This window comes from Streptomyces sp. NPDC007905 (genome assembly GCF_042959345.1).
GTDB lineage: Bacteria > Actinomycetota > Actinomycetes > Streptomycetales > Streptomycetaceae > Streptomyces.
Genome location: NZ_JBIBKS010000008.1, coordinates 156,830 through 175,458, shown reverse-complemented (window position 1 = coordinate 175,458; position 18,629 = coordinate 156,830). Strand labels below are relative to the sequence as shown.

The 18,629-nt window shown below is 70.2% G+C and carries 20 protein-coding genes and 2 pseudogenes; 13 read left to right on the top strand and 9 right to left on the bottom strand.

What is annotated here, in order from left to right; genetic code table 11:
* Window positions 1–32: 32 nt before the first annotated feature.
* Together ACFZDC_RS16540 and ACFZDC_RS16535 are read right to left on the bottom strand one after the other, a co-directional pair.
* Window positions 33–575 (bottom strand): MOSC domain-containing protein, encoded by a 543-nt coding sequence (locus ACFZDC_RS16540; protein ID WP_391324336.1) that lies wholly within the window; start codon window positions 573–575, stop codon window positions 33–35.
* Window positions 576–933: 358 nt separating this feature from the next.
* Window positions 934–1,422, bottom strand: coding sequence for a hypothetical protein (locus ACFZDC_RS16535; protein ID WP_391324334.1), 489 nt, complete (start codon window positions 1,420–1,422; stop codon window positions 934–936).
* Between the two features lie 190 nt (window positions 1,423–1,612).
* Here ACFZDC_RS16535 and ACFZDC_RS16530 point away from each other — a divergent pair, with 190 nt between their 5' ends.
* Window positions 1,613–2,890, top strand: a complete 1,278-nt coding sequence (locus tag ACFZDC_RS16530) for a transcriptional regulator (RefSeq protein WP_391324332.1) — start codon at window positions 1,613–1,615, stop codon at window positions 2,888–2,890.
* Here ACFZDC_RS16530 and ACFZDC_RS16525 read toward each other — a convergent pair.
* The 3 genes and pseudogenes from ACFZDC_RS16525 to ACFZDC_RS16515 form a co-directional block, all read right to left on the bottom strand.
* A complete protein-coding gene (locus ACFZDC_RS16525) occupies window positions 2,871–3,533 on the bottom strand; it encodes an HAD-IA family hydrolase (protein WP_391324330.1) in 663 nt (220 codons plus the stop codon). The two genes, ACFZDC_RS16530 and ACFZDC_RS16525, sit on opposite strands and share 20 nt — an antisense overlap.
* Before the next feature lie 620 nt (window positions 3,534–4,153).
* Entirely contained in the window at window positions 4,154–5,191 is a 1,038-nt protein-coding gene (locus ACFZDC_RS16520) for a hypothetical protein (protein WP_391324328.1), read from the bottom strand.
* Between the two features lie 72 nt (window positions 5,192–5,263).
* Window positions 5,264–5,743 (bottom strand): annotated as a pseudogene (locus ACFZDC_RS16515) (beta-1,6-galactanase); the annotation flags it as partial.
* A gap of 107 nt (window positions 5,744–5,850) precedes the next feature.
* On the opposite strand from ACFZDC_RS16515, the gene ACFZDC_RS16510 reads away from it, so the two are divergent.
* Entirely contained in the window at window positions 5,851–6,588 is a 738-nt protein-coding gene (locus tag ACFZDC_RS16510) for a class E sortase (RefSeq protein ID WP_391324326.1), read from the top strand.
* A gap of 30 nt (window positions 6,589–6,618) precedes the next feature.
* Here the strand turns inward: ACFZDC_RS16510 and tnpA are convergent, their stop codons facing one another.
* Window positions 6,619–6,999 carry an IS200/IS605 family transposase gene (tnpA, locus tag ACFZDC_RS16505; protein WP_391324324.1) on the bottom strand — a complete coding sequence of 127 codons (381 nt, stop codon included), beginning with the start codon at window positions 6,997–6,999 and terminating at the stop codon, window positions 6,619–6,621.
* A gap of 63 nt (window positions 7,000–7,062) precedes the next feature.
* On the opposite strand from tnpA, the gene ACFZDC_RS16500 reads away from it, so the two are divergent.
* The 5 genes and pseudogenes from ACFZDC_RS16500 to ACFZDC_RS16480 all read left to right on the top strand — a co-directional run bounded on the left by ACFZDC_RS16500 (window position 7,063) and on the right by ACFZDC_RS16480 (window position 10,942).
* Complete coding sequence (locus ACFZDC_RS16500) at window positions 7,063–8,307, top strand: RNA-guided endonuclease TnpB family protein (protein ID WP_391324323.1); 1,245 nt, start codon at window positions 7,063–7,065, stop codon at window positions 8,305–8,307.
* 186 nt (window positions 8,308–8,493) lie between these two features.
* Window positions 8,494–8,744 (top strand): annotated as a pseudogene (locus ACFZDC_RS16495) (transcriptional regulator); the annotation flags it as partial.
* Window positions 8,745–8,791: 47 nt separating this feature from the next.
* Window positions 8,792–9,118: a DUF6412 domain-containing protein gene (locus ACFZDC_RS16490; protein WP_391324553.1), complete on the top strand. Its 327-nt coding sequence runs from the start codon at window positions 8,792–8,794 to the stop codon at window positions 9,116–9,118.
* Between the two features lie 117 nt (window positions 9,119–9,235).
* A complete protein-coding gene (locus ACFZDC_RS16485; protein WP_391324321.1) occupies window positions 9,236–9,955 on the top strand; it encodes a membrane protein insertase YidC in 720 nt (239 codons plus the stop codon).
* Window positions 9,956–10,084: 129 nt separating this feature from the next.
* Window positions 10,085–10,942, top strand: coding sequence for a fumarylacetoacetate hydrolase family protein (locus ACFZDC_RS16480; protein WP_391324319.1), 858 nt, complete (start codon window positions 10,085–10,087; stop codon window positions 10,940–10,942).
* A 92-nt stretch (window positions 10,943–11,034) separates the two neighbouring features.
* On the opposite strand, the gene ACFZDC_RS16475 is transcribed toward ACFZDC_RS16480, so the two are convergent.
* The 3 genes from ACFZDC_RS16475 to ACFZDC_RS16465 form a co-directional block, all read right to left on the bottom strand.
* A complete protein-coding gene (locus ACFZDC_RS16475; RefSeq protein ID WP_391324318.1) occupies window positions 11,035–11,922 on the bottom strand; it encodes a TIGR03620 family F420-dependent LLM class oxidoreductase in 888 nt (295 codons plus the stop codon).
* 102 nt (window positions 11,923–12,024) lie between these two features.
* On the bottom strand, window positions 12,025–12,525 hold the full coding sequence (locus tag ACFZDC_RS16470) for a heme-degrading domain-containing protein (RefSeq protein WP_391324316.1): 501 nt from the start codon (window positions 12,523–12,525) through the stop codon (window positions 12,025–12,027).
* Window positions 12,525–13,592, bottom strand: coding sequence for a Gfo/Idh/MocA family oxidoreductase (locus tag ACFZDC_RS16465; RefSeq protein ID WP_391324314.1), 1,068 nt, complete (start codon window positions 13,590–13,592; stop codon window positions 12,525–12,527). Before ACFZDC_RS16465 ends, ACFZDC_RS16470 begins: the two co-directional genes overlap by 1 nt.
* Window positions 13,593–13,640: 48 nt before the next feature.
* Here ACFZDC_RS16465 and ACFZDC_RS16460 point away from each other — a divergent pair, with 48 nt between their 5' ends.
* The 6 genes from ACFZDC_RS16460 to ACFZDC_RS16435 all read left to right on the top strand — a co-directional run bounded on the left by ACFZDC_RS16460 (window position 13,641) and on the right by ACFZDC_RS16435 (window position 18,613).
* The gene (locus ACFZDC_RS16460) at window positions 13,641–14,777 is read left to right on the top strand and encodes an ROK family protein (RefSeq protein ID WP_391324312.1); all 1,137 of its coding nucleotides are present in this window, start codon (window positions 13,641–13,643) and stop codon (window positions 14,775–14,777) included.
* Window positions 14,778–15,296: 519 nt separating this feature from the next.
* Window positions 15,297–15,653 (top strand): hypothetical protein, encoded by a 357-nt coding sequence (locus ACFZDC_RS16455; protein ID WP_391324310.1) that lies wholly within the window; start codon window positions 15,297–15,299, stop codon window positions 15,651–15,653.
* 55 nt (window positions 15,654–15,708) lie between these two features.
* Window positions 15,709–15,990, top strand: coding sequence for a hypothetical protein (locus tag ACFZDC_RS16450; RefSeq protein WP_391324308.1), 282 nt, complete (start codon window positions 15,709–15,711; stop codon window positions 15,988–15,990).
* Between the two features lie 85 nt (window positions 15,991–16,075).
* Complete coding sequence (locus tag ACFZDC_RS16445; protein ID WP_391324307.1) at window positions 16,076–17,083, top strand: hypothetical protein; 1,008 nt, start codon at window positions 16,076–16,078, stop codon at window positions 17,081–17,083.
* Between the two features lie 248 nt (window positions 17,084–17,331).
* Entirely contained in the window at window positions 17,332–17,754 is a 423-nt protein-coding gene (locus tag ACFZDC_RS16440; RefSeq protein WP_391324305.1) for a hypothetical protein, read from the top strand.
* Window positions 17,755–17,833: 79 nt separating this feature from the next.
* Window positions 17,834–18,613, top strand: a complete 780-nt coding sequence (locus ACFZDC_RS16435; protein WP_391324303.1) for an HAD-IIA family hydrolase — start codon at window positions 17,834–17,836, stop codon at window positions 18,611–18,613.
* Window positions 18,614–18,629: the final 16 nt, after the last annotated feature.

Sequence of the window (18,629 nt, the reverse complement as noted above, 5' to 3'; positions counted from 1 at the left end):
CCGATTCTCAGACCCGCTCGAGCGGCCGATTCTCAGACCCGCTCGAGCGCCCGATGAGGCGCCTCGGGCAACTCCACGGCAATGGGGTCACCCGGCCGCACCACGCCCCCCGCCTTCACCACACCCATCACACCGGCCTTGTACAGGACGCGCCCGTCCTCACCCCGCCCCACGACCTGCTTCAACAGCCCGCGCTGGAAGTTGTCGATCTGAGCGCAGGGATTGCGCAGCCCGGTCACCTCTACGACGGCCTCGTCCCCGATCCGCAACAACGCCCCCGTGGGCAACCCGAGCAGATCGATCCCCCGAGTGGTGATGTTCTCGCCCAGCGCACCGGCAGCCACCCGGAACCCGCTCTCTCCGACTTCGTCGAAGAGCTCCTCATGGATGAGGTGCACCTGCCGCAGATTGGGCTGAGTCGGATCCTGAGCAACCCGGAACCGATGCTTGACGGTGACGCCGGCATGCACGTCCCCTTCGACCCCGAGCCCGGCGAGCAACCTGATGCTCTCCCGATTCGGCTTGGTGAAGGAGTACTCCCCGTTACAGCTGACGGCAGTGACAGTCCCACCCATACGGCACCCCCCGCTTCGACACTCCACTCCATGATGCGCCGCGAGCCTAACCTGGGCAGGTGAGCCCGCTGCGGGCACGGGCACGGGCACGTCAGGTCGGGCTTCGCACGGTTCGGAGAATCAGGTCACCACCGCGAGCGACAGGCACGAAGGGCGCTCGAGTAGAACCCGAGCGACCTTGCGGGAACGCTGGATCAGCTCCGGCCTGCTTCCGGCCGGCGGCGGCTCAGGACGCGGAGGCCGCCGGAGGGCCTCCTGGCCGAAACGCTCTTTCGTGCCGACCCAGAGATAGCCGTGACGATGCACGACTCGTTCCTGTCAGGCGTCGGCGGTCGACGGGGACCGGTCCCCGGAAGCCTCACACTTCGGCGGAGGCCAGTCGGGACCGGCCTAACTCGACCAGCGGGATGATCGATCGCGGTGCGCACAGGTCGCCCTCGTAGCGCGGTGGAATCACCCAATACGTGCCGGGCGGCTGTTGTTGGTCGAGCCGTGGCACTCCGAGGTAGGTGCCGTGTCCAAGGCATGTGGCGATGTCGTCGTACGCCCAGACCAAACCGGCGTGCCCTTGGATCAGGGCGTAGTACGTCCCGCCCGTCACGCGGTGGTCATAGATGATGGAGCCGCCCAGAATCTCGCCGAGTGCGGCCGCAACCTCGTCCCGGTCGCACGCAGCCACAGCGGCATGAACCACGTCGGCCGGCATTCGCACTGCTGCGAACCGATCGCCGAGAGGCAGGAGGGCGACGCCCTGGATCGCCCACTCGGTCCGCGCCAGCTCTGGGGTCGGATGAGCTCGGGCGAGCCACGCGGCAATGGCTCTGTCCAACGCCTTTTGCGTATCCACGCCTGCCTCCTGTGCCAGGTCCGATCAGGTAGGGCACTCAGGGTTGTCGAAGCAGTCGACAGATTCGAGGACTTCCAAAGGCCTCTGGAGGGACTCAGGGAGGGCCTTGCCTTCCCCTTCTGAGAGAAAACCTGCACAACATGGGACGTGTATGCCACTGTTGGAGGAGCTAGCAGTAGGAGGTGTCTCCGTGGCCAGGCCCACCGGCAATGTCCGACTCAAGGCCGCTCGCGTGGCAGCCGGGTTCAACTCGCAACAGGACCTGGCCGATGCGCTTACTCAGCACGCCAAGGACATGGGCATTCGCGGCCTGTCGATTGGAGTGCGCCAGGTCCGGCGCTGGGAGTCGGACAGCCCTCCGTGGCCGCAGCCGGACTGTCAGCGGGTGCTCGCCCACTTGCTGGGCCAGAACATGGAGGCGCTTGGCTTCACGCATCCGTGGGGCACTGACGGCTCACAGCAGTCCGGCCACGCGCGACGCATCCTCGTCCCGGGTGGCGCAGTGGCCCTGGGGCTGGCGGCTCTGCCTCAACGAGCCGGTGCGGCACCGCAACCCTCCACGGCCGGAACCGATTTTCAGGCAGTAACTCGATCTCACCGTCGGCTCTACTGGTCGGTCACACCGACCCAGTTGCACCCTGCCGTTGTCGCCCACGCGACTCTGGGCTGTGCTCTGCTGCCAGAGACGAGGGACTCGACTCGTCGCATGGTCGCCGCCGCTTTGGCCGAGACGTACCTTCTGGCCGGCCGGATCGAGTTCTTCGACCTCCGCGAGCCGAGCAGGGCCACCGACACTCTCCTGCTGGCTCTGCAAGCCGCCGGGGAAGCCGACGACGCGCTGCTCGGCTCGGCGGTCATCGCACACATGGCCTTCGTACCGGGCTGGGTGGCGGACCGCGAAGGAGCTCTGGAGCGCATGACAGCAGCGCGCACATACGCCCGCCGAGCCCCCGCCTCCGCCGAGTTCCTCGCTTGGCTGGATGCGGTGGAGGCCGAGTGCGAGACCAGGTGCGGGAACACCCGCACAGCACTGAACCTGATCGGTCATGCTGAGGACGTATTGGCGGCCGGGAACGATCACTCGTCGCCGGCATGGATGGACTGGTTCTCCCCGGCCCGACTGGCGGCCTTCAAGGGCAATACTCAGATGATCGCGGGCCACCTCCCGCAAGCTCGCGAGAGCCTGCTCCATGCCTTGGGCTCGATGACGCCCGCCGAGGACAAACAGCGCTCGGTGGTCTACGGCGACCTGGCAGCTGTGGAGGCGGCGTCAGGCAACCCGGAGCAGGCGTGCGGGTACGCGGGCCAGGCTCTCGACCAGTTGGCGACCACCTGGTACGCCACCGGCATGGAGCGAGTACGCGAGGTTCGCCGCGCACTCGCACCCCACCAGCATGAGCGCTGTGTCCGTGACCTCGATGACCGCCTGTACGACTGGGCGACGACTCTCAGCGCGCTAGGCCGTTGAACTGGCGGATCATTTCCGGCAGTTCCGCCAAGCTCTCGACTCGGAGAGTCGGCAGCTGCCTGGCCTCATCGGTGTTCCACTGAATGGTGGCCCAGGGCCCGCGACGCACAAGGGCGGTCCGCATGCCAGCCTGACGTGCGGGCCGGATGTCGTTGTCGCACCGATCCCCAACATAAAGGATCTGGTCCACGTCGAACGGCACGGCTGAGGCAACCTTCTTGAAGAACTCGAGGTCGGGCTTGCTGGCTCCCCAGTCGTCCGAGGTACCGATCAGGTCAACGTCGTCTGAGAACAAGTCACGAAGGATCCGTCCGGCACGCACGGTCTGGTTCCCGGCGATACCAAGCCACAGTCCGTCGGCCCGCAACTCGGTCAGGGCAGGTCGTACGTCCGCGTACAGATCCTCCTCGCCGAACGTCTCCGGCTGTCCCTCAGCGGCCCGCTTGTCCCGCTCCTCGTAGAGGTCGAAGCCGGGCTGGAACTCCTGGAAGACCTCCCGGTAGTCCCGACCCTGCGCGATCACGGCGCCGAACATGGCATGGAAGGTGTGCCTCGGCACGCCCAGCCAGTCGGCCCAGGTGCCGTACTCCCGAGTCTCGTCCACGAGGCACTCACCGACGTCGAAGACCGCTGCGCGAATCATGGGATCAGGATATGCGGAGGTCGAGCCCGTAGGTTTCTGCGTCCATTCGCTTTGGTACTGCGGTCACAGTGGCGGGGGCGGTGGGCTGGGCGGTGGTGGCGGCTGAGATGGGCGTGTGTTGGTGGCGCCAGCGTGACCAGTGCGGGTCCGTCTGTCGTCCAGGCCGCTGGCTTCAACTTGCCGGTACTCTTCGGCGTGGGAGCTGGGCGGCTGGATCGAGAGGGGGTTCAGCGTCCGAAATCGTGGTCAAACACTCAAGTCGACACTAGCGGCCTGCTGTTAACGAGTGTGTGGAAGAGTTGGCCCATGGCTTTGATCGAGAAGTTCGAGTCAGTCACGTCCGACGTCCAAAGAGTGCATGGGCCCGTAACGTGTGGGATTAGATCGTTCACCGTAGGTAGTCGGCGGATTCTACAGCTCGACACGTATGGATCCACCGATCGGCAGATTCGCGACAAGATCAGTCAGACCATCCAGCTGGATGCTGACAGGGCCCGTGAATTGGTCAAGATCATCGAGGACGCGTTTCCAGGCCTCATTCGCTAAGAGGCATTTCCTTGCGTGTTGTGGCCGTTGGGGTCGGCGAGGCGCCAACCCCAACCGCTTCCTGATGGGTCCCTCTATCGGGCCTGGCTCTCGCTGGCCCCGTAAGTCCCATGACACGCCTCGTAGATCCGACCTGCCCCACACCAACACTCCGCCCCCCTCTGCGGCGGCCAAGCCACAGCCCGTCCCCTCGCCGCCAGCGTGGTCGCGTACTGGGGGAGCAGAGTGAGGTCACCCGGTGACGAGCCCTCCGACGCCGCGAACGCCTCGTACGACGGGACCGTGCCTGTGACGATGCCCAGGTTCGGGGTGCCGGAGGACGCGAGTTCGCGCAGGGACGCCTCTATCGTCGCCAGGTGGCTGTCGTGGGAGGGGTACTCCGAGGACAGGATCGGGTACGCCGACAGCAGCTCCGCCAGTTCCCCCGCCGGCCAGTGCAGCACCGCCACCGGGAACGGGCGGGACAGCGCCTCCCGGTAGGCGCCCAGCTCGGCCCGCAGCCGGGAGATCTCCGCCTCCAGCTCCACCGGGTTGTCCGAGCCCAGGGACCAGACCCGTTTCGGGTCGTGGAGTTCGTCCAGGGGGACTGGGGAGGCGTGGAGGGTGTCCGCCAGGGTGTCCCAGTCGTCGTGGGGGAGGCCCAGCATGCGGCGGACCCGGTGGCGGCCGTAGAGGAGGGGGTGGGTGGAGTACGGGGGTTCCGACCCGTCCGTCAGCAGGAGGCGCGTCGCTTCCGTGAACGTCTGCTCCGCCGCCTCCAGCTCGTCGTGCGACTCCAGGGACTCGGCCACGATCACCCAGGGGGCCGGGTCGCGGGGGGCCGATGTGCGGATTCCGTCGATGATGGCCCTTGCCTCCGCCTCGTGGTCGTACTCCCACAGGTTCGAGGCCTTCAGGGCGCGGATGAGGTGGGGGTTCTCCAGCTCGTCCGAAGAGGACAGCAGGCGGTCGTACAGCGTCGTCGCGGCGGCGCGGTCGCCGGCCAGTTCCAGGTGGGCCGCGGCGCGCAGGAGCAGGGTCTCGGCGTCCTCGGGGTACAGGCCGGCGGTTCGCTCCAGGCGTGCCGCTTCGGCGGGGTGGTCGACGTTCTCGGCAGGCGTGTCGGGGCGCATGGGGGACACCGTACTGCCGACCAGTGACATAGGAGGAGTATGTGCTGGTCATCAGTGTCCCCCCGGAAGCACCTAGACCGTCGCGCCGTCCACTTGCAGTGTCTGTACCGACTTCGCCGCGAAGGGAACGGCCGGCGTCCTGCCGGACAGGTGGGTGTCCGAGTGGGGTGTGTAGAGGTCCGAGCCGCCGGTCGTCAGCGTGTTCCAGCGGGGGACCAGGCCGCCCGTCCCGCCCGTCGCCGTCGTGAAACGGGAGAGGTCGAAGGTCAGGGTCCGGGCGGACGAGGATGTGTTCGCCGCCACGATCACCAGGCGTGTCGACGGCTTGTCCAGGGCCGCTGCCGCGTCACTCACTCCTGTGTCGAGGATCGTCATTCCCGGGCGGATGTGGCAGCTGAACTGTGCCGTTACGTAGTACTTGGTCTGGATTGCGCCCGGCTGGAGGGTGTTCGCGTCGTAGGCGATCACCGCCCAGCCTGAGCCGGGGTCCAGCACCTGCCAGTAGACCCACGCCGTGGGGTGCAGCCGGCGGAAGTCGTAGAGGAGGTTGCCCGTTGAGGAAACCGATGTCGAAGGATGCAGGCACCGAGACCCCTTGCGGCACTGGTGAGTTGGAGTCTCCCGCCCTATCGTGCGGGCCGCTCCTGTGGGAGGTGGGTGTGCGGATGCGGGTAGTGCAGCACCGGGATCGGCGAAGGCGGGCGAGGTGGCGGCGGGGGCTGTGGGGCTCGGCCGAGGCGCTCGTCACCGTCGGGGTCGTCCTCATGCTGCTCGTCGTGCATCAGCTGTGGTGGACCAACCGGGAGGCACGGCAGGGGGCCGCGCGGAAGGTGGAGGCCCTGGAGAGGCAGTGGGGGAGTGGAGATGGGGGAGCCCCGGCTTCAGGCGGTACGCCCTCCACGTCGGCCTCGTCCCCGTCCACGGCGACCAAGGCTCCCCGGAGCGGGCGGCAGCGGTCGTACCCGCCCGTCCTCGCCTCCGGCCGGCCCCGCCACTCCCAGGCGTACGCCATCCTCACCATCCCCCGGCTGCGGCTCCGCGTTCCCGTCGCCGAGGGTGTGAGCAAGCCGGATGTGCTCAACAAGGGGTACGTCGGCCACTACCCCGGCACCCAGCAGCCGGGCCGGGCGGGGAGCTTCGCGCTCGCCGGGCACCGGAACACCCACGGTGAGCCCTTCCGGTATCTCCCGCGGCTCCGTCCCGGGGACACCGTCGAGGTCGAGACGAAGGCGGCGACGTACACGTACGTGGTCGACAAGATCCTGCCGCGGACGTCCGCCCGCGACTCCGGTGTCCTACGGGCCGTGCCGCGCTCCCTCGTCCGGCCGGGGTACGGGTACGACGAGCCGGGTTACCGGGGCTCTTGCAGAAAGCCCTGGCGTTCGCGCCGGGGATGAATGCATCTCAGGGCTGCTCTGACGTGCATCTTAGAGCGGACGTTTTTGCTGCTCGATGTACTGGCGGACGATTGACAACGGTGCTCCGCCGCACGATGCGGAGAAGTACGAGGGCGACCACAGGTGGCCGTGCATGATGGCGCGGTTGATCCGGCCGGTGAACTCCTGCCGTATCCGGCTGGCAGAAACGCCCTTGAGGCTGTTGACCAGTTTCGAGACGGCGACCTTGGGCGGGTAATGCACCAGGAGGTGGACGTGATCGCGTTCGCCGTTGAACTCCTTCAGCTCCGCTTCGAAGACCTCGCAGACCTTGCGCATGATCTCTTCGCAGCGCGTCAGCATCTCGCCGTCGAACACCCCGCGCCGGTACTTCGTCACGAAGACCAAGTGCACATGCATCGCCGAAACCACATGTCTGCCACGCCTCTAGTCATTCTGCCCCTCCATGAGACCAATTCTCGTAGGATCTTGGGTGTGCGGCTCCGCTACAACTACCGGGCCTACCCGGATGCCTCCCAACGCCGTGCTCTGGCACGTGCGTTCGGGTGCGCCCGCGTGGTGTGGAACGACTGCCTGCGCGACCGGAAGGAAGCGCACACGGCAGGACTGCCGTACGTGAAGTCGGCCGAGTTGTCCCGGCTTCGCATCACCCAGGCCAAGCGCACCGAGGAACGCGCCTGGCTCACCGACGTGTCGGCGGTCGTCCTGCAACAGTCCCTGCGGGACCTGGACACCGCCTACAAAAACTTCTTCGACTCGGCCAGGGGCAAGCGGCAGGGCCGCAAGGTAGGCCCGCCCCGGTACAAATCGAAGAAGGACACCCGGCAGTCGATCCGCCTCAACACCAACGCCTTCTCCCTTCAGGACAACGGCACGGTGTACGTGGCCAAGATCGGCAGTCTCAAGGTGAAGTGGTCCCGTCGGCTTTCGTCCGCTCCCACGTCTTTGACCGTCACCAAGGACAGCTCCGGCCGGTACTTCCTCAGCTTCGTCGTGGACACCGAGCCGGACGTCCTGCCCGAGGTGGAAGCGGAAACCGGTATCGACCTCGGCCTGTCCGCCTTCGCCGTCCTCTCGGACGGCCGAAAGATCGACAGCCCCCGCTTCCTACGCCGGGCGGAGAAGAAACTCAGACGCCTTCAGCGGGAGCTGTCCCGCAAGGCCAAGGGATCGAAGAGCCGGGCCAAGGCCCGTATCAAGGTCGCACGCCAGCACGCCAAGGTGGCGGACCGGCGCCGGGACTGGCATCACAAGGCTTCCACACAGATCATTCGCGACAACCAAGCGGTGTACGTGGAAGACCTCGCGGTGTCCGGCCTCGGCCGCACCCGGCTCGCCAAGTCCGTGCACGACGCGGGATGGTCCGCGTTCGTCGGCATGCTGGAGTACAAGGCAGTCAGGCACGGCCGCACCTTCGCCAAGGCAGACCGCGCTTTCCCGTCCTCACAGGTCTGTTCGGCCTGCGGGTTCCGGGACGGACCCAAGCCCCTGCACATCCGCGAGTGGACGTGCGGCGAGTGCGCCACCGTGCACGACCGCGACCACAACGCAGCACGCAACGTCCTCTTCGAAGGACGCCGTATCGTCGCCGCCGGACGGGCGGAGACGCCAAACGCCTGTGGAGTGCCGGTAAGACGGGCACACGTGCCCGCACAGCGCGGTGAAGCAGGAAGCCCCCGGAAGGGTCAGACGACCCAGGCCGGAATCCCCGGACTTTAGGCCAGGGAGCACGTCAATACATCACCCTCACCACCTGCACCCCCGCGTTCACCTCGCGGTACCGGATGGCGGTGTGGGGGAAGCTGGTGTCGATGCGGCCTCGGGGGTAGGGGAGTCCTTCACGCGCGGCCTCGGGGAGGGGAGTCCTGGCGCCCGCTCGCGCGGCCACCGGCAGCACCGCCCCGATCGCTGCGGGCCCTCGCGCGGTGGGGCCGCGAGCACTTCCAGGAGACTCAGCCGCGGTTCTTCCGGCACGCGGAGTGCGGCAGCGAACTCGGGCCGTACGGCGAATGTCCCGTGTGCGGAACCGTCGCGCCCCCGCGGACGTTGTCATGGTGCCGGGCCCGGGACTCGATCCCGATCCGGCGGACCCGGTCAGCAGGGCGCTGCTCAAGCCGAAGCGGCTGTTTGAGTCCCTGGAGATCGATCCGGTATGACAAAGGCGCAGGAGAACAGAAGCACCGGTGAGCTGGAGGGGGAGGCAATGGTCCGCAGTCGCGTCGCCGTCGCGCGTCCCGCCGCTCTGCTGCTGCTCCTGGTGAACGTACTCCTGCTCCAGGCCGCGCTCCTCGACACCGGCAGCCTCTCCACCACCGTCGCGCTCGCCGCGACCACCGCCGCCGGCTCCGCGTTCGCCGCCTGCTCGCTCATCGCCGCCCGCTCCGCGCCCGCCGTCCCACCCACCCGGGTCCGTACGGCGATACGCGACCGGGCCCGGCGTACGGCCTTCCTGCCGCAGCGCGACCCCGACGCCTCGGGACGCCCCCGGCCCCGGGCACCCGGACACGCCCTCGCGACGACCCGCGCGTAGGGCACCGGCCATCAGCGATACGTGACCCCCGCGCGGGTCGTCATGCCGCCCTGCCATGTCCCGTCACATGGCCTCTCCCACCACCGGCACGACGCACCCGCCATGAAGGGTCCACCCATGTCCGTTTTCGCACGCCTGGTCGAGCAGCTCGCCGACCTGCTCCAGCCGCTCTTCCACGCCTCCGCGGCCGCCGCCGCGATCGTCCTGTTCACCGCGCTCGTACGGCTCCTCGTGCATCCGCTGTCCCGGGCCGCCGCCCGCGGCCAGCGCGCCCGGGCCGCACTTCAGCCGAGAATCGCCGAGCTGCGCGAGAAGCACGCCGAGGACCGCGAGCGGCTGCAGAAGGCGGTGCTGGAACTGCACGCACAGGAGAAGGTCTCGCCGCTCTCCGGCTGTCTGCCCAGCCTGCTGCAACTGCCCGCCTTCTTCCTCCTCTACCACCTCTTCTCCAACTCCTCGATCGGCGGCGAGGCCAACGGGCTGCTGGGGCACCGGCTGTTCGCCGCGCCGCTCGGCGGGCGCTGGGCCGACGCACTCGCCGGCGGCGGGATCTTCGGGGCGGCCGGAATCGTCTACCTCGCGCTCTTCGCCCTCGTCGCGGCCGTCGCCGCCTTCAACTACCGGCGCACCAAGCTGATGATGGAAAAGAACCCGCTCACGGTCACGCCGGCCGGCGGAGGGGAGCAGGTGCCGGGGCTCGGCGCGGTCAACAAGGTCATGCCGTTCATGTCCTTCTTCACGCTCGTCACCGTCGCGGTGGTGCCGCTCGCGGCCGCGCTGTACGTCGTCACCAGTACGACGTGGAGCGCGCTGGAGCGGGCGGCGCTCTACCGCTGAACAGGCGCCGGTTACGGTCCAGGGCGTGAACAGGGTCTTGCGGAGTGGACCAGCGGTTTGGAGGATCGACCAGCCCTCCGATGGCTGCACCCATCGGCCGGGCGCCCGCGATCGAGGGAGATGGTGACCATGAAGCTGCTGCGAGTCGGTACGGCAGGGGCGGAGCGACCCGCGTTGCTCGACACCGACGGGACCCTCCGGGACCTGTCCGGGATCGTGGACGACATCGACGGGGCGCTGCTCGCCGACGACGGCGCGCTCGGCCGGGTACGGGCGGCGGCCGAGGCCGGTGAACTGCCCGCGCTGGACGCGACGGGCCTCCGGATCGGGCCCCCGCTCGGGCGGATCGGCAAGATCGTGTGCATCGGGCTCAACTACCACGACCACGCCCGCGAGACGGGGGCCGAGCCGCCCGCCGAGCCCGTGATCTTCTTCAAGGCCGCGGACACCGTCGTCGGGCCGAACGACACCGTGCTGGTGCCGCGCGGATCCAGCAAGACCGACTGGGAGGTGGAGTTGGCCGTCGTCATCGGGCGCACGGCCCGCTACCTGGAGTCGGCCGAGGAGGGGCTCGCGCACGTCGCCGGGTACGCGGTGGCGCACGACGTGTCCGAGCGTGAGTTCCAGATCGAGCGCGGCGGTACCTGGGACAAGGGGAAGAACTGCGAGACGTTCAACCCGCTGGGGCCCTGGCTGGTGACAGCCGACGAGGTTCCCGATCCCCAGCGGCTCTCGCTGAAGCTGTGGGTCAACGGCGAGCTGAAGCAGGACGGGACCACGGCCGAGCAGATCTTCCCCGTGGGGGAAGTGGTGCGGTACGTCAGCCAGTTCATGACGCTGTACCCCGGGGATGTCATCAACACCGGCACGCCCGCCGGAGTCGCGCTGGGCCAGCCCGAGCCGAAGCCGTTCCTGCGGGCCGGGGACGTGGTGGAGCTGGAGGTCGAGGGCCTGGGGCGGCAGCGGCAGGAGCTGAAGGACGCCTAGGGCTCCGCCGAGAGCGCCGGGGAATTGCGGATGGGTGGTCGGCCGCGGGTGGTTCGCGGTTGGTCGCGCAGTTCCCCGTGCCCCCTTGTCGGCTACGCCTCCAAAAGGGCGGCCAGGCGGCGCCATTCCTCCCGGGGAAGGGTGTCTCGGGGGCCGCCCGTCACCACCTGGATCGCCACGTGGTCCGCGCCCGCCTCGTGGAAGGCGTTGACGCGGTCCCGGATCCGGTTCTCGTCGCCCCAGGCGTACAGCGCGTCGATCAGGCGGTCGCTGCCGCCGCCGGTCAGGTCGTCCTCGGTGAAGCCGAGGCGCAGGAAGCTGTTGGTGTAGTTGGGGAGGGTGAGGTACATCGCGAGGTGCTCGCGGGCCAGGGCGCGGGCGGCGGACGGGTCGCTCTTCGGGACGACCGCGAACTCCGGCGCCAGCAGCGGCTCTGCGCCCAGGATCTCGCGGGCTTGGGCGGTGTGCTCGCAGGTGACGAGGTAGGGGATCGCGCCCGCCGCCCGGTCGCGGGACAGCTCCAGGGTCCTGGGGCCGAGGGCCGCCAGCACCCGGCGCCCGGCCGGGACACCGGCCGCGTCCAGCGCGTCGAGGTAGGCGACCAGGGCGGAGTACGGGCGCCGGTACTGGTCCGCGAGCTTGGCGTGGCTCACGCCGAGGCCGAGCAGGAAACGGCCGGGATGGGCCGACTCCACCTCGGCGAAACCGGCCGCGCTCTCCTCGCTCTCGTACTGCCAGATGCTCTGGATGCTCGTGCCGACGACCAGACGGGACGTCGCTTCGAGGAGCGGGACGGCGTGCCGGGCGGCGCTGCTGCCGCCCAGCCAGGCGGCCCCGTACCCGAGCTGTTCCAGCTCCGCGGCGGCCTCGGCGATGTCGCCGCGCCGGGCCGGGTCCTCCGAACGGAGCCCCACGCTCCAGACGCCGTACCGGCCGATCGTCTCCTTGAGGGTGCGCGCGCTGCTCGTCGACTCGCTCATCGGGTCCCTTCCTTCCGGGTGGGTGTGGTGCCGTGATCGTCGTGCACGTAGACCCCAACCGGAGGGAGCCGCGCGGTAATCCCGCGGACGGGCTGACAAGCCCTATTCGCCCAGGAACTGTTCCAGCGCCTCCACCACGAACCTGTGGTCCTGGAGTTGCGGCAGACCGGAGACCGTCACCGTGCCGATGACACCCGCGTTCTCGACGTGGATCGGGAAGGAGCCGCCGTGGGCGGCGTAGGTGTCCGGATCCAGGCGGGAGGACTCCTCGAACGTCGTGCCCTTGGCACGGAAGCGGGCGCCGACCAGGTAGGAGGAGGCGCCGTAGCGCTCCACCACCCGTCGCTTGCGGGCGATCCAGGCGTCGTTGTCGGGGGTGGAGCCGGGCAAGGCCGCGTGGAAGAGCTGCTGGCCGGCGCGGTGGATGTCGATGGCGACCGGGGCCTGGCGCTCCCGCGCCAGCTCGACCAGCAGGGAGCCCAGGGCCCAGGCGTCGTCGTACGTGAACCGGCGGAAGACCAGACGGCGTTCCTGCGCCTCCAGCTCCTCCACGCTCGGGGTGATCTCGGGGGCGAACTTCGGGGTGATCTGCGGGTGGTGCATCAGAGGGTCACCGTCACCTTGTCGCGGGCGGACCGGCGGGCCGCCTCCAGTACGTCGAGGGCCGAGGCCGCCTCCAGCGCGGTCACCGGGTTGGATCCGGTGCCGGTCAGGGCCGCGGCCACGGCCGCGTAGTAGGCGGGGTAGTCGCCGGGGAGGGTCGGTACGGGGCGGCCGCCGCCGGTCAGCGGGGACTCTCCGGCGCCGAGCCGGCCCCACAGGGACTCGGGTTCCGTGCCCCAGGCGGGGCCGGGTCGCAGCCCTTCCCGCAGGGCCGCCTCCTGCGGATCCAGGCCGTGCTTCACATAGCCCGCCCGCGAGCCCAGGACCCGGAAGCGCGGGCCGAGCTGGGCCGTGGTGGCGGAGACGTAGAGGTGGGAGCGGACGCCGTTCGCGTGGGTGAGCGCGATGAAGGTGTCGTCGTCGGTCTCGGCGCCGGGCCGGCGGATGTCCGTCTCGGCGTACACCTCGGTGGCCGGTCCGAACAGGACCAGGGCCTGATCGACGACATGGCTGCCGAGGTCGTAGAGCAGACCTCCGATCTCTGCGGGGTCGCCGGACTCGCGCCAGCCGCCCTTCGGCTGCGGGCGCCAGCGCTCGAAGCGGGACTCGAAGCGCCAGACGTCGCCCAGTTCGCCCTCCTCCAGCAGCTTGCGGAGGGTCAGGAAGTCGTTGTCCCAGCGGCGGTTCTGGAAGACCGAGAGGAGGAGGCCCCGCTCCTCGGCGAGAGCCGCCAGCTCGCGCGCCTCGGCGGCCGTGCCCGCGACCGGCTTGTCCACGACCACCGGCAGGCCCGCCTTCAGGGCGGCGGTGGCGAGGGGGACGTGCGTCCTGTTCGGGGAGGCGATGACGATCAGGTCCAGCTCGTCGGCGCGGTCGAAAAGCTCCTCGGGGGTGCCGGCGACGCGCACGTCCGGGAACTCGGCGCGGGCCTGCTCCTGCCGCTCGGGGTTCGAGGTGACCACCGTGTCCAGCGCGAGGCCCTCGGTGGCGGCGATCAGCGGGGCGTGGAAGACGGAGCCTGCGAGGCCGTAGCCGATCAGGCCGACGCGGAGGGGGGTACCAGTCATGCGTCCTACTTTCGCAACGCTGTTGCCAAAGTGCAAGCGGTGGGGAGAATGGGTGGCGTGAACAGGACGAAGAGCGGTGGGGCCGTAGGGGCGAATCTGTTCGCGGTGCGCAGTCACAACACCGCGCTGGTGCTGGATCTGCTGCGGGCGGCGGGGGCGGACGGCATCAGCCGTCTTGAGCTGGCCGAGCGGACCGGGCTGACCCCGCAGGCCGTCAGCAAGATCACCGCACGGCTGCGCGAGGAGGGGCTCGCGGCGGAGGCCGGACGGCGGGCGTCCACCGGGGGCAAGCCGCGCACCGTGCTGCGGCTGGTGCCGGAGGCCGGGCACGCGGTGGGGGTGCATCTGGACCGGGATGAGCTGCGGGCCGTGCTGGTGGATCTCGACGGGGCCGTGGTCGGGGAGCGGCGCCGGGCACTGGATCTGGGGGCGGGGGCGGAGGCCGTGCTGGGCGTCGTGGCCGCTGCGGTGGAGGGGCTGGTGGCGGACGTGCTGGGGGGTGGGGGGCTCTCCGGCGTCGGTTCGCTGCTCGGTGTCGGAATCGCCCTGCCCGGTCCGCTCGATCACGCGCGCGGGGTGCTGCACCGGGTCACCGGGTTCCCCGAGTGGGACGGCTTTCCGCTGCGGGACGCGCTGGCCGAGCGGCTGGGGGTGCCGGTCGTGGTGGACAAGGACACGAACGCTGCCGCGCTGGGGCTGGCGGTGGGCGGTGAGGGCGGGTCCTTCGCGTACCTGCATCTCGGTACGGGGCTGGGGGCGGGGTTGGTGATCGGCGGGCACGTGCACCGGGGGGCGCGCACCGGGGCCGGGGAGTTCGGGCACCAGGTGCTCCAGCTGGACGGACCGGCGTGCGAGTGCGGGAACCGGGGGTGCGTGGAGGTGTTGTGCCTCGGGGCTGTGGGGCGGGGAGAGGTGGGGGAGGCCGCGCGGGTGCTTGGGGTGGGGGCCGGGAATCTGGTGGGGTTGCTGGACATCGACCTGGTGCTGCTCGGGGGGCGCACTGTTGGCGCGGCACCGGAGGCTTTCGTCCGGGGCGTTGCCGAGGTGCTCGATGCCCGGGCCCGGCGGGAGGGGGTGCCCGGCGGGGCGGTTCCGGTGCGGGTGGCTCCCGGCGGGGAGCGGGTGGTGGCGGAGGGGGCCGCGCAGTTGCTGTTGGCTCCGCTGTTCGGGCGGGCGGGGGTGTGAGGGTGCCTCCGGCGGGTGCCGGGTGACTTGTTGGCGGGGGTGAGTGGCTGAGGGGTTCCGGGGGGTTGGGGGGCGTTGGCTGGGGCCGGCCGGCTGAGGGGCTCTGTGGGCTGGGGCTGGGGCTGGGGCTAGGTGGCTTTGGGGTTCTGTTGGCTGGGGCTGGGCGGGGGTTGGGGTGCTTGCCCGCGCCGGCGGGGTGCCGCTGCGCCCACCCGTGCCGCCCCAGCGGCACGACTGCCCGCAGCTGCGTGGGGGTACGTCTGCCTGTGGCTGCGCGTGGGGGTACGTCTGCCTGTGGCTGGGTGGGGTGTGTTGCCTCGGTGGGGTGTGTCTGCCTGTGGCTGCGTGGCGTGTGCCGTCTCAGGGGGTACGTCTGCCCGTAGCTGCGTGGCTGGGATGCGCGCCGCCACATGTGCCCCACTGCCCCCCGGTCGTGTCCGTCCGGGTCGGATGAGCTGTGACCGAGTGGGGACTCGGGGGCAGAAGTGACTGGTGTGGGTGAGTGAAGGGAGTGGTGGGGTGCATACGATCAAGGTGAGGGCGGCCGCCGGCCTGTTGGGGGCCGTCGCGCTGGGTCTCTTCATGCCGGTTCGGACGTTCGCCGACGTGCCTGCCGCCCCGGAGTCCGCCCGGTTCTGCGGAGTGGACGGAGCCTCCGGGCTCGGTGTGTCGGCCGCACCGAACGTGCCGTGTGCCACCGCTCTGCGGGTGGCGGCCGCCTACACCGAGGTGCGGCACGGCCCGGGAGACGCATCCGTCCACGTTCGCGCGGGTGGAGCCACATGGACCTGCCAGGAACGGCAAGGCGACCCCAACCCCTACCAGGAGTGCCTGAACACGGGCGACAGCGGCCGACGGGTCGTGCTCTCGTCCTGACCCGCCCGTGTCCCCCTGATCGCCCTGTCCCTCTCTCGCAGACCGGAGGTTTCCCATGGTGTCCATACGTCTGCCGGCGATCGCGGCCGGCACCGCGGTCCTCCTCGCGCTCGCCTCGGTGGCGTATGGCGCGCCCGACCCCGCCCAGGGCGCGTGTGCCAGGGCCCTGGCCGCCGCCGACCGGGCAGAACACGGCTACGAGGCCTTGAAGGGCCAGCTGCAACAGATCATTGCCGAGGGAGGGCACCCGGACGCCTCCCAACGGCAGGTGCTCGCGGCGGCCGAGGCCCGGCGCGACTCGACGGCGTCCCAGGCCCAGCGCGTCTGCGGTCCCTGACAGCTCGGCTGATCGAGCGGACTTCCCGCCGCCCCCGGAGTGGCACCCGCCGCCCCTGGCCACCACCCGGCATGGTCATGTGTTCATGCGACTGTGCACGTCCCTGTCCCTCTGCCTTGCCGCAGCCGCCGCTCTCGTCCCGGTGTCGTCGGAAGCCGCCCACGCGGACGCGACCCCCTCCTGCGCGGCCCCCGGCGACCGTGCCTTTCCACTGGCCACCCACATCCACGGCGGACCCGCCTCCTACGAGGCCGGCGGAGGCTACGGCACCTGGTACATCGACCTCACCAACACCACCCGACAGAGCTGTACCGACATCCACCCGGTCGTCGTCCTCACCGACGACAAGCGCGCCCTGAAGCCGTCCCAGGCCGAGCTGGACTTCTACGACGGCTCCCGCGCCCGGCCCGTCACCTTCGAGACCACCGACGAGCAGGAACTGGTCGGCGTCCTCGACGCGGAGGGGTTCGACGGGTTCACCGTGGCGCCCGGGAAGACCGTCACCGTCAAAGTCAGGCTCTCCCTCGCCTCCGACGCCGTACCGGACCAGGTCACCGCCAACGCCGCCGTCGTCCAGCGCCGGGGCGAGGACGGTGACTGGGTCGGCGAGTCCAACCCCTACCGCTTCGGGATCGGGGAGGACGTGGCGGGTGGGGACCAGCAGGGGACGGAGGATCCGGCGGATCCCCGGGGTACCGAGGACCCACGGAGTACGGCGGATCCGAGAGGTACGGAGGACCCACGGAGTACGGCAGATCCACGGGGTACGGCGGATCCCCGGGGTACGGAGGACCCACGGAGTACGGCAGATCCACGGGGTACGGAGGACCCACGGAGTACGGCAGATCCACGGGGTACGGAGGACCCGGGAGCCACGGAGGCCAGCCCGGCCGGTACTCCCCAGGCCACCTCGATCGGTGCCGACCCGGGTGACACCTCCCTCCCGTTCGCCCAGGAGGCCCAGGAAGCGGGAGAGCGGGCCCGGGAACTCGCCCGTACCGGACTCGGGCTCGCGCACGGGCTGCTCGCGGCCATCACCGCGCTCCTCGCCGTCGGCGGAGGCGCGTTCCTGCTGGCGCGCCGGCGCCGCTGAGGCCCGGATCGCCGTACGGCGGCCGGACAGGCGCACCGTCCCGCGCCCCCGCGCCCCCGCGTCCCGTCTCGTCGTCCTCGACCTGGCCGGCACCGTCGTCGCCGACGGCGGGCCTGGTCGAGCGCGCCTTCGACGGCGGCCGCCGAACCGGGCGTCGAGCCCGGCTCCGCCGACCACGTCGAGAAGCTGTCGTCGGCAACACCTCCCACGACGTGCTCAGTGGCGTACGCGCCCGAGGGGATCCGGTCGTGGGCGGGGCCTGGTCGCGGGCTGGGCCTCGCCGCGGGCGCCCGCGGGCCGCGACGCGTTCCGCGCCGCCGGCGCCACTCACGCGCTGGACTCCGTCGCCGGCCTGCCCGCCCCGCTCACGGGAGCCCGGTGACAGGGGCATCCGCTTCGGCTCCGTCGCGGTCGCCCACGAAGGCGAGGACGTCGGCCTGTCGGTCGCGGTCGCCCTCGAAGGCGAGGACGTCGGCCTGTCCGTCGCGGTCGCCCTCGAAGGCGAGGACGTCGGCCTGTCCGTCGCGGTCGCCCTCGAAGGCGAGGACGTCGGCCCTCCGTCACGGTCGCCCTCGAAAGCGAAGACGTCGTCCGGCAGTACCCACCCGCGACGTCGAGTACGGGAAGCCGGCAACCGGAAGCTGACCGGGGTCGAGATCCGGCGGTCCTGATTAGGCTGGTGGCCGTCGGTACGCCGTGGTTCCGGCGCCCCTGCTTCTTGCCCGCACGCACGCCTGGAGACGCAAGCACATGGCAGACCGCAAGCCCATCGAGTCGTGGCTCACCGACATGGACGGCGTCCTGATCCACGAGGGTGTCCCGATTCCCGGCGCCGACGCCTTCCTGAAGAAGCTGCGCGACTCGGGGCGGCCCTTCCTGGTGCTCACCAACAATTCCATCTATACCGCCCGTGATCTGCACGCCCGGTTGCGCCGGATGGGCCTGGACGTGCCGGTCGACAACATCTGGACCTCCGCCCTGGCCACCGCCCAGTTCCTGGACGACCAGCGGCCCGGCGGCAGCGCCTACGTCATCGGCGAGGCCGGCCTGACCACCGCGCTGCACGACATCGGCTACATCCTCACCGACCACGAGCCCGACTTCGTGATCCTCGGAGAGACCCGCACCTACAGCTTCGAGGCCCTGACCAAGGCCGTGCGCCTGATCAACAACGGTGCCCGGTTCATCGCCACCAACCCCGACAACGTCGGCCCGTCCGCCGAGGGCGACCTGCCCGCGACCGGCTCGGTGGCCGCCCTGATCACCGCCGCGACCGGTAAGAAGCCGTACTTCGTCGGCAAGCCCAACCCGCTGATGATGCGGGCCGGGCTCAACGCGATCGGCGCCCACTCGGAGACCTCCGCGATGATCGGCGACCGCATGGACACCGACGTCCTCGCGGGCCTGGAGGCCGGGATGCGCACCTTCCTGGTGCTGTCCGGCGTCACCCAGCCGAAGGACGTCGACCGCTACCCCTTCCGCCCCTCCCAGGTCGCCGAGTCCATCGCGGACCTGGTCGATCTCGTCTGAGCAGGCTTTTCCAAAC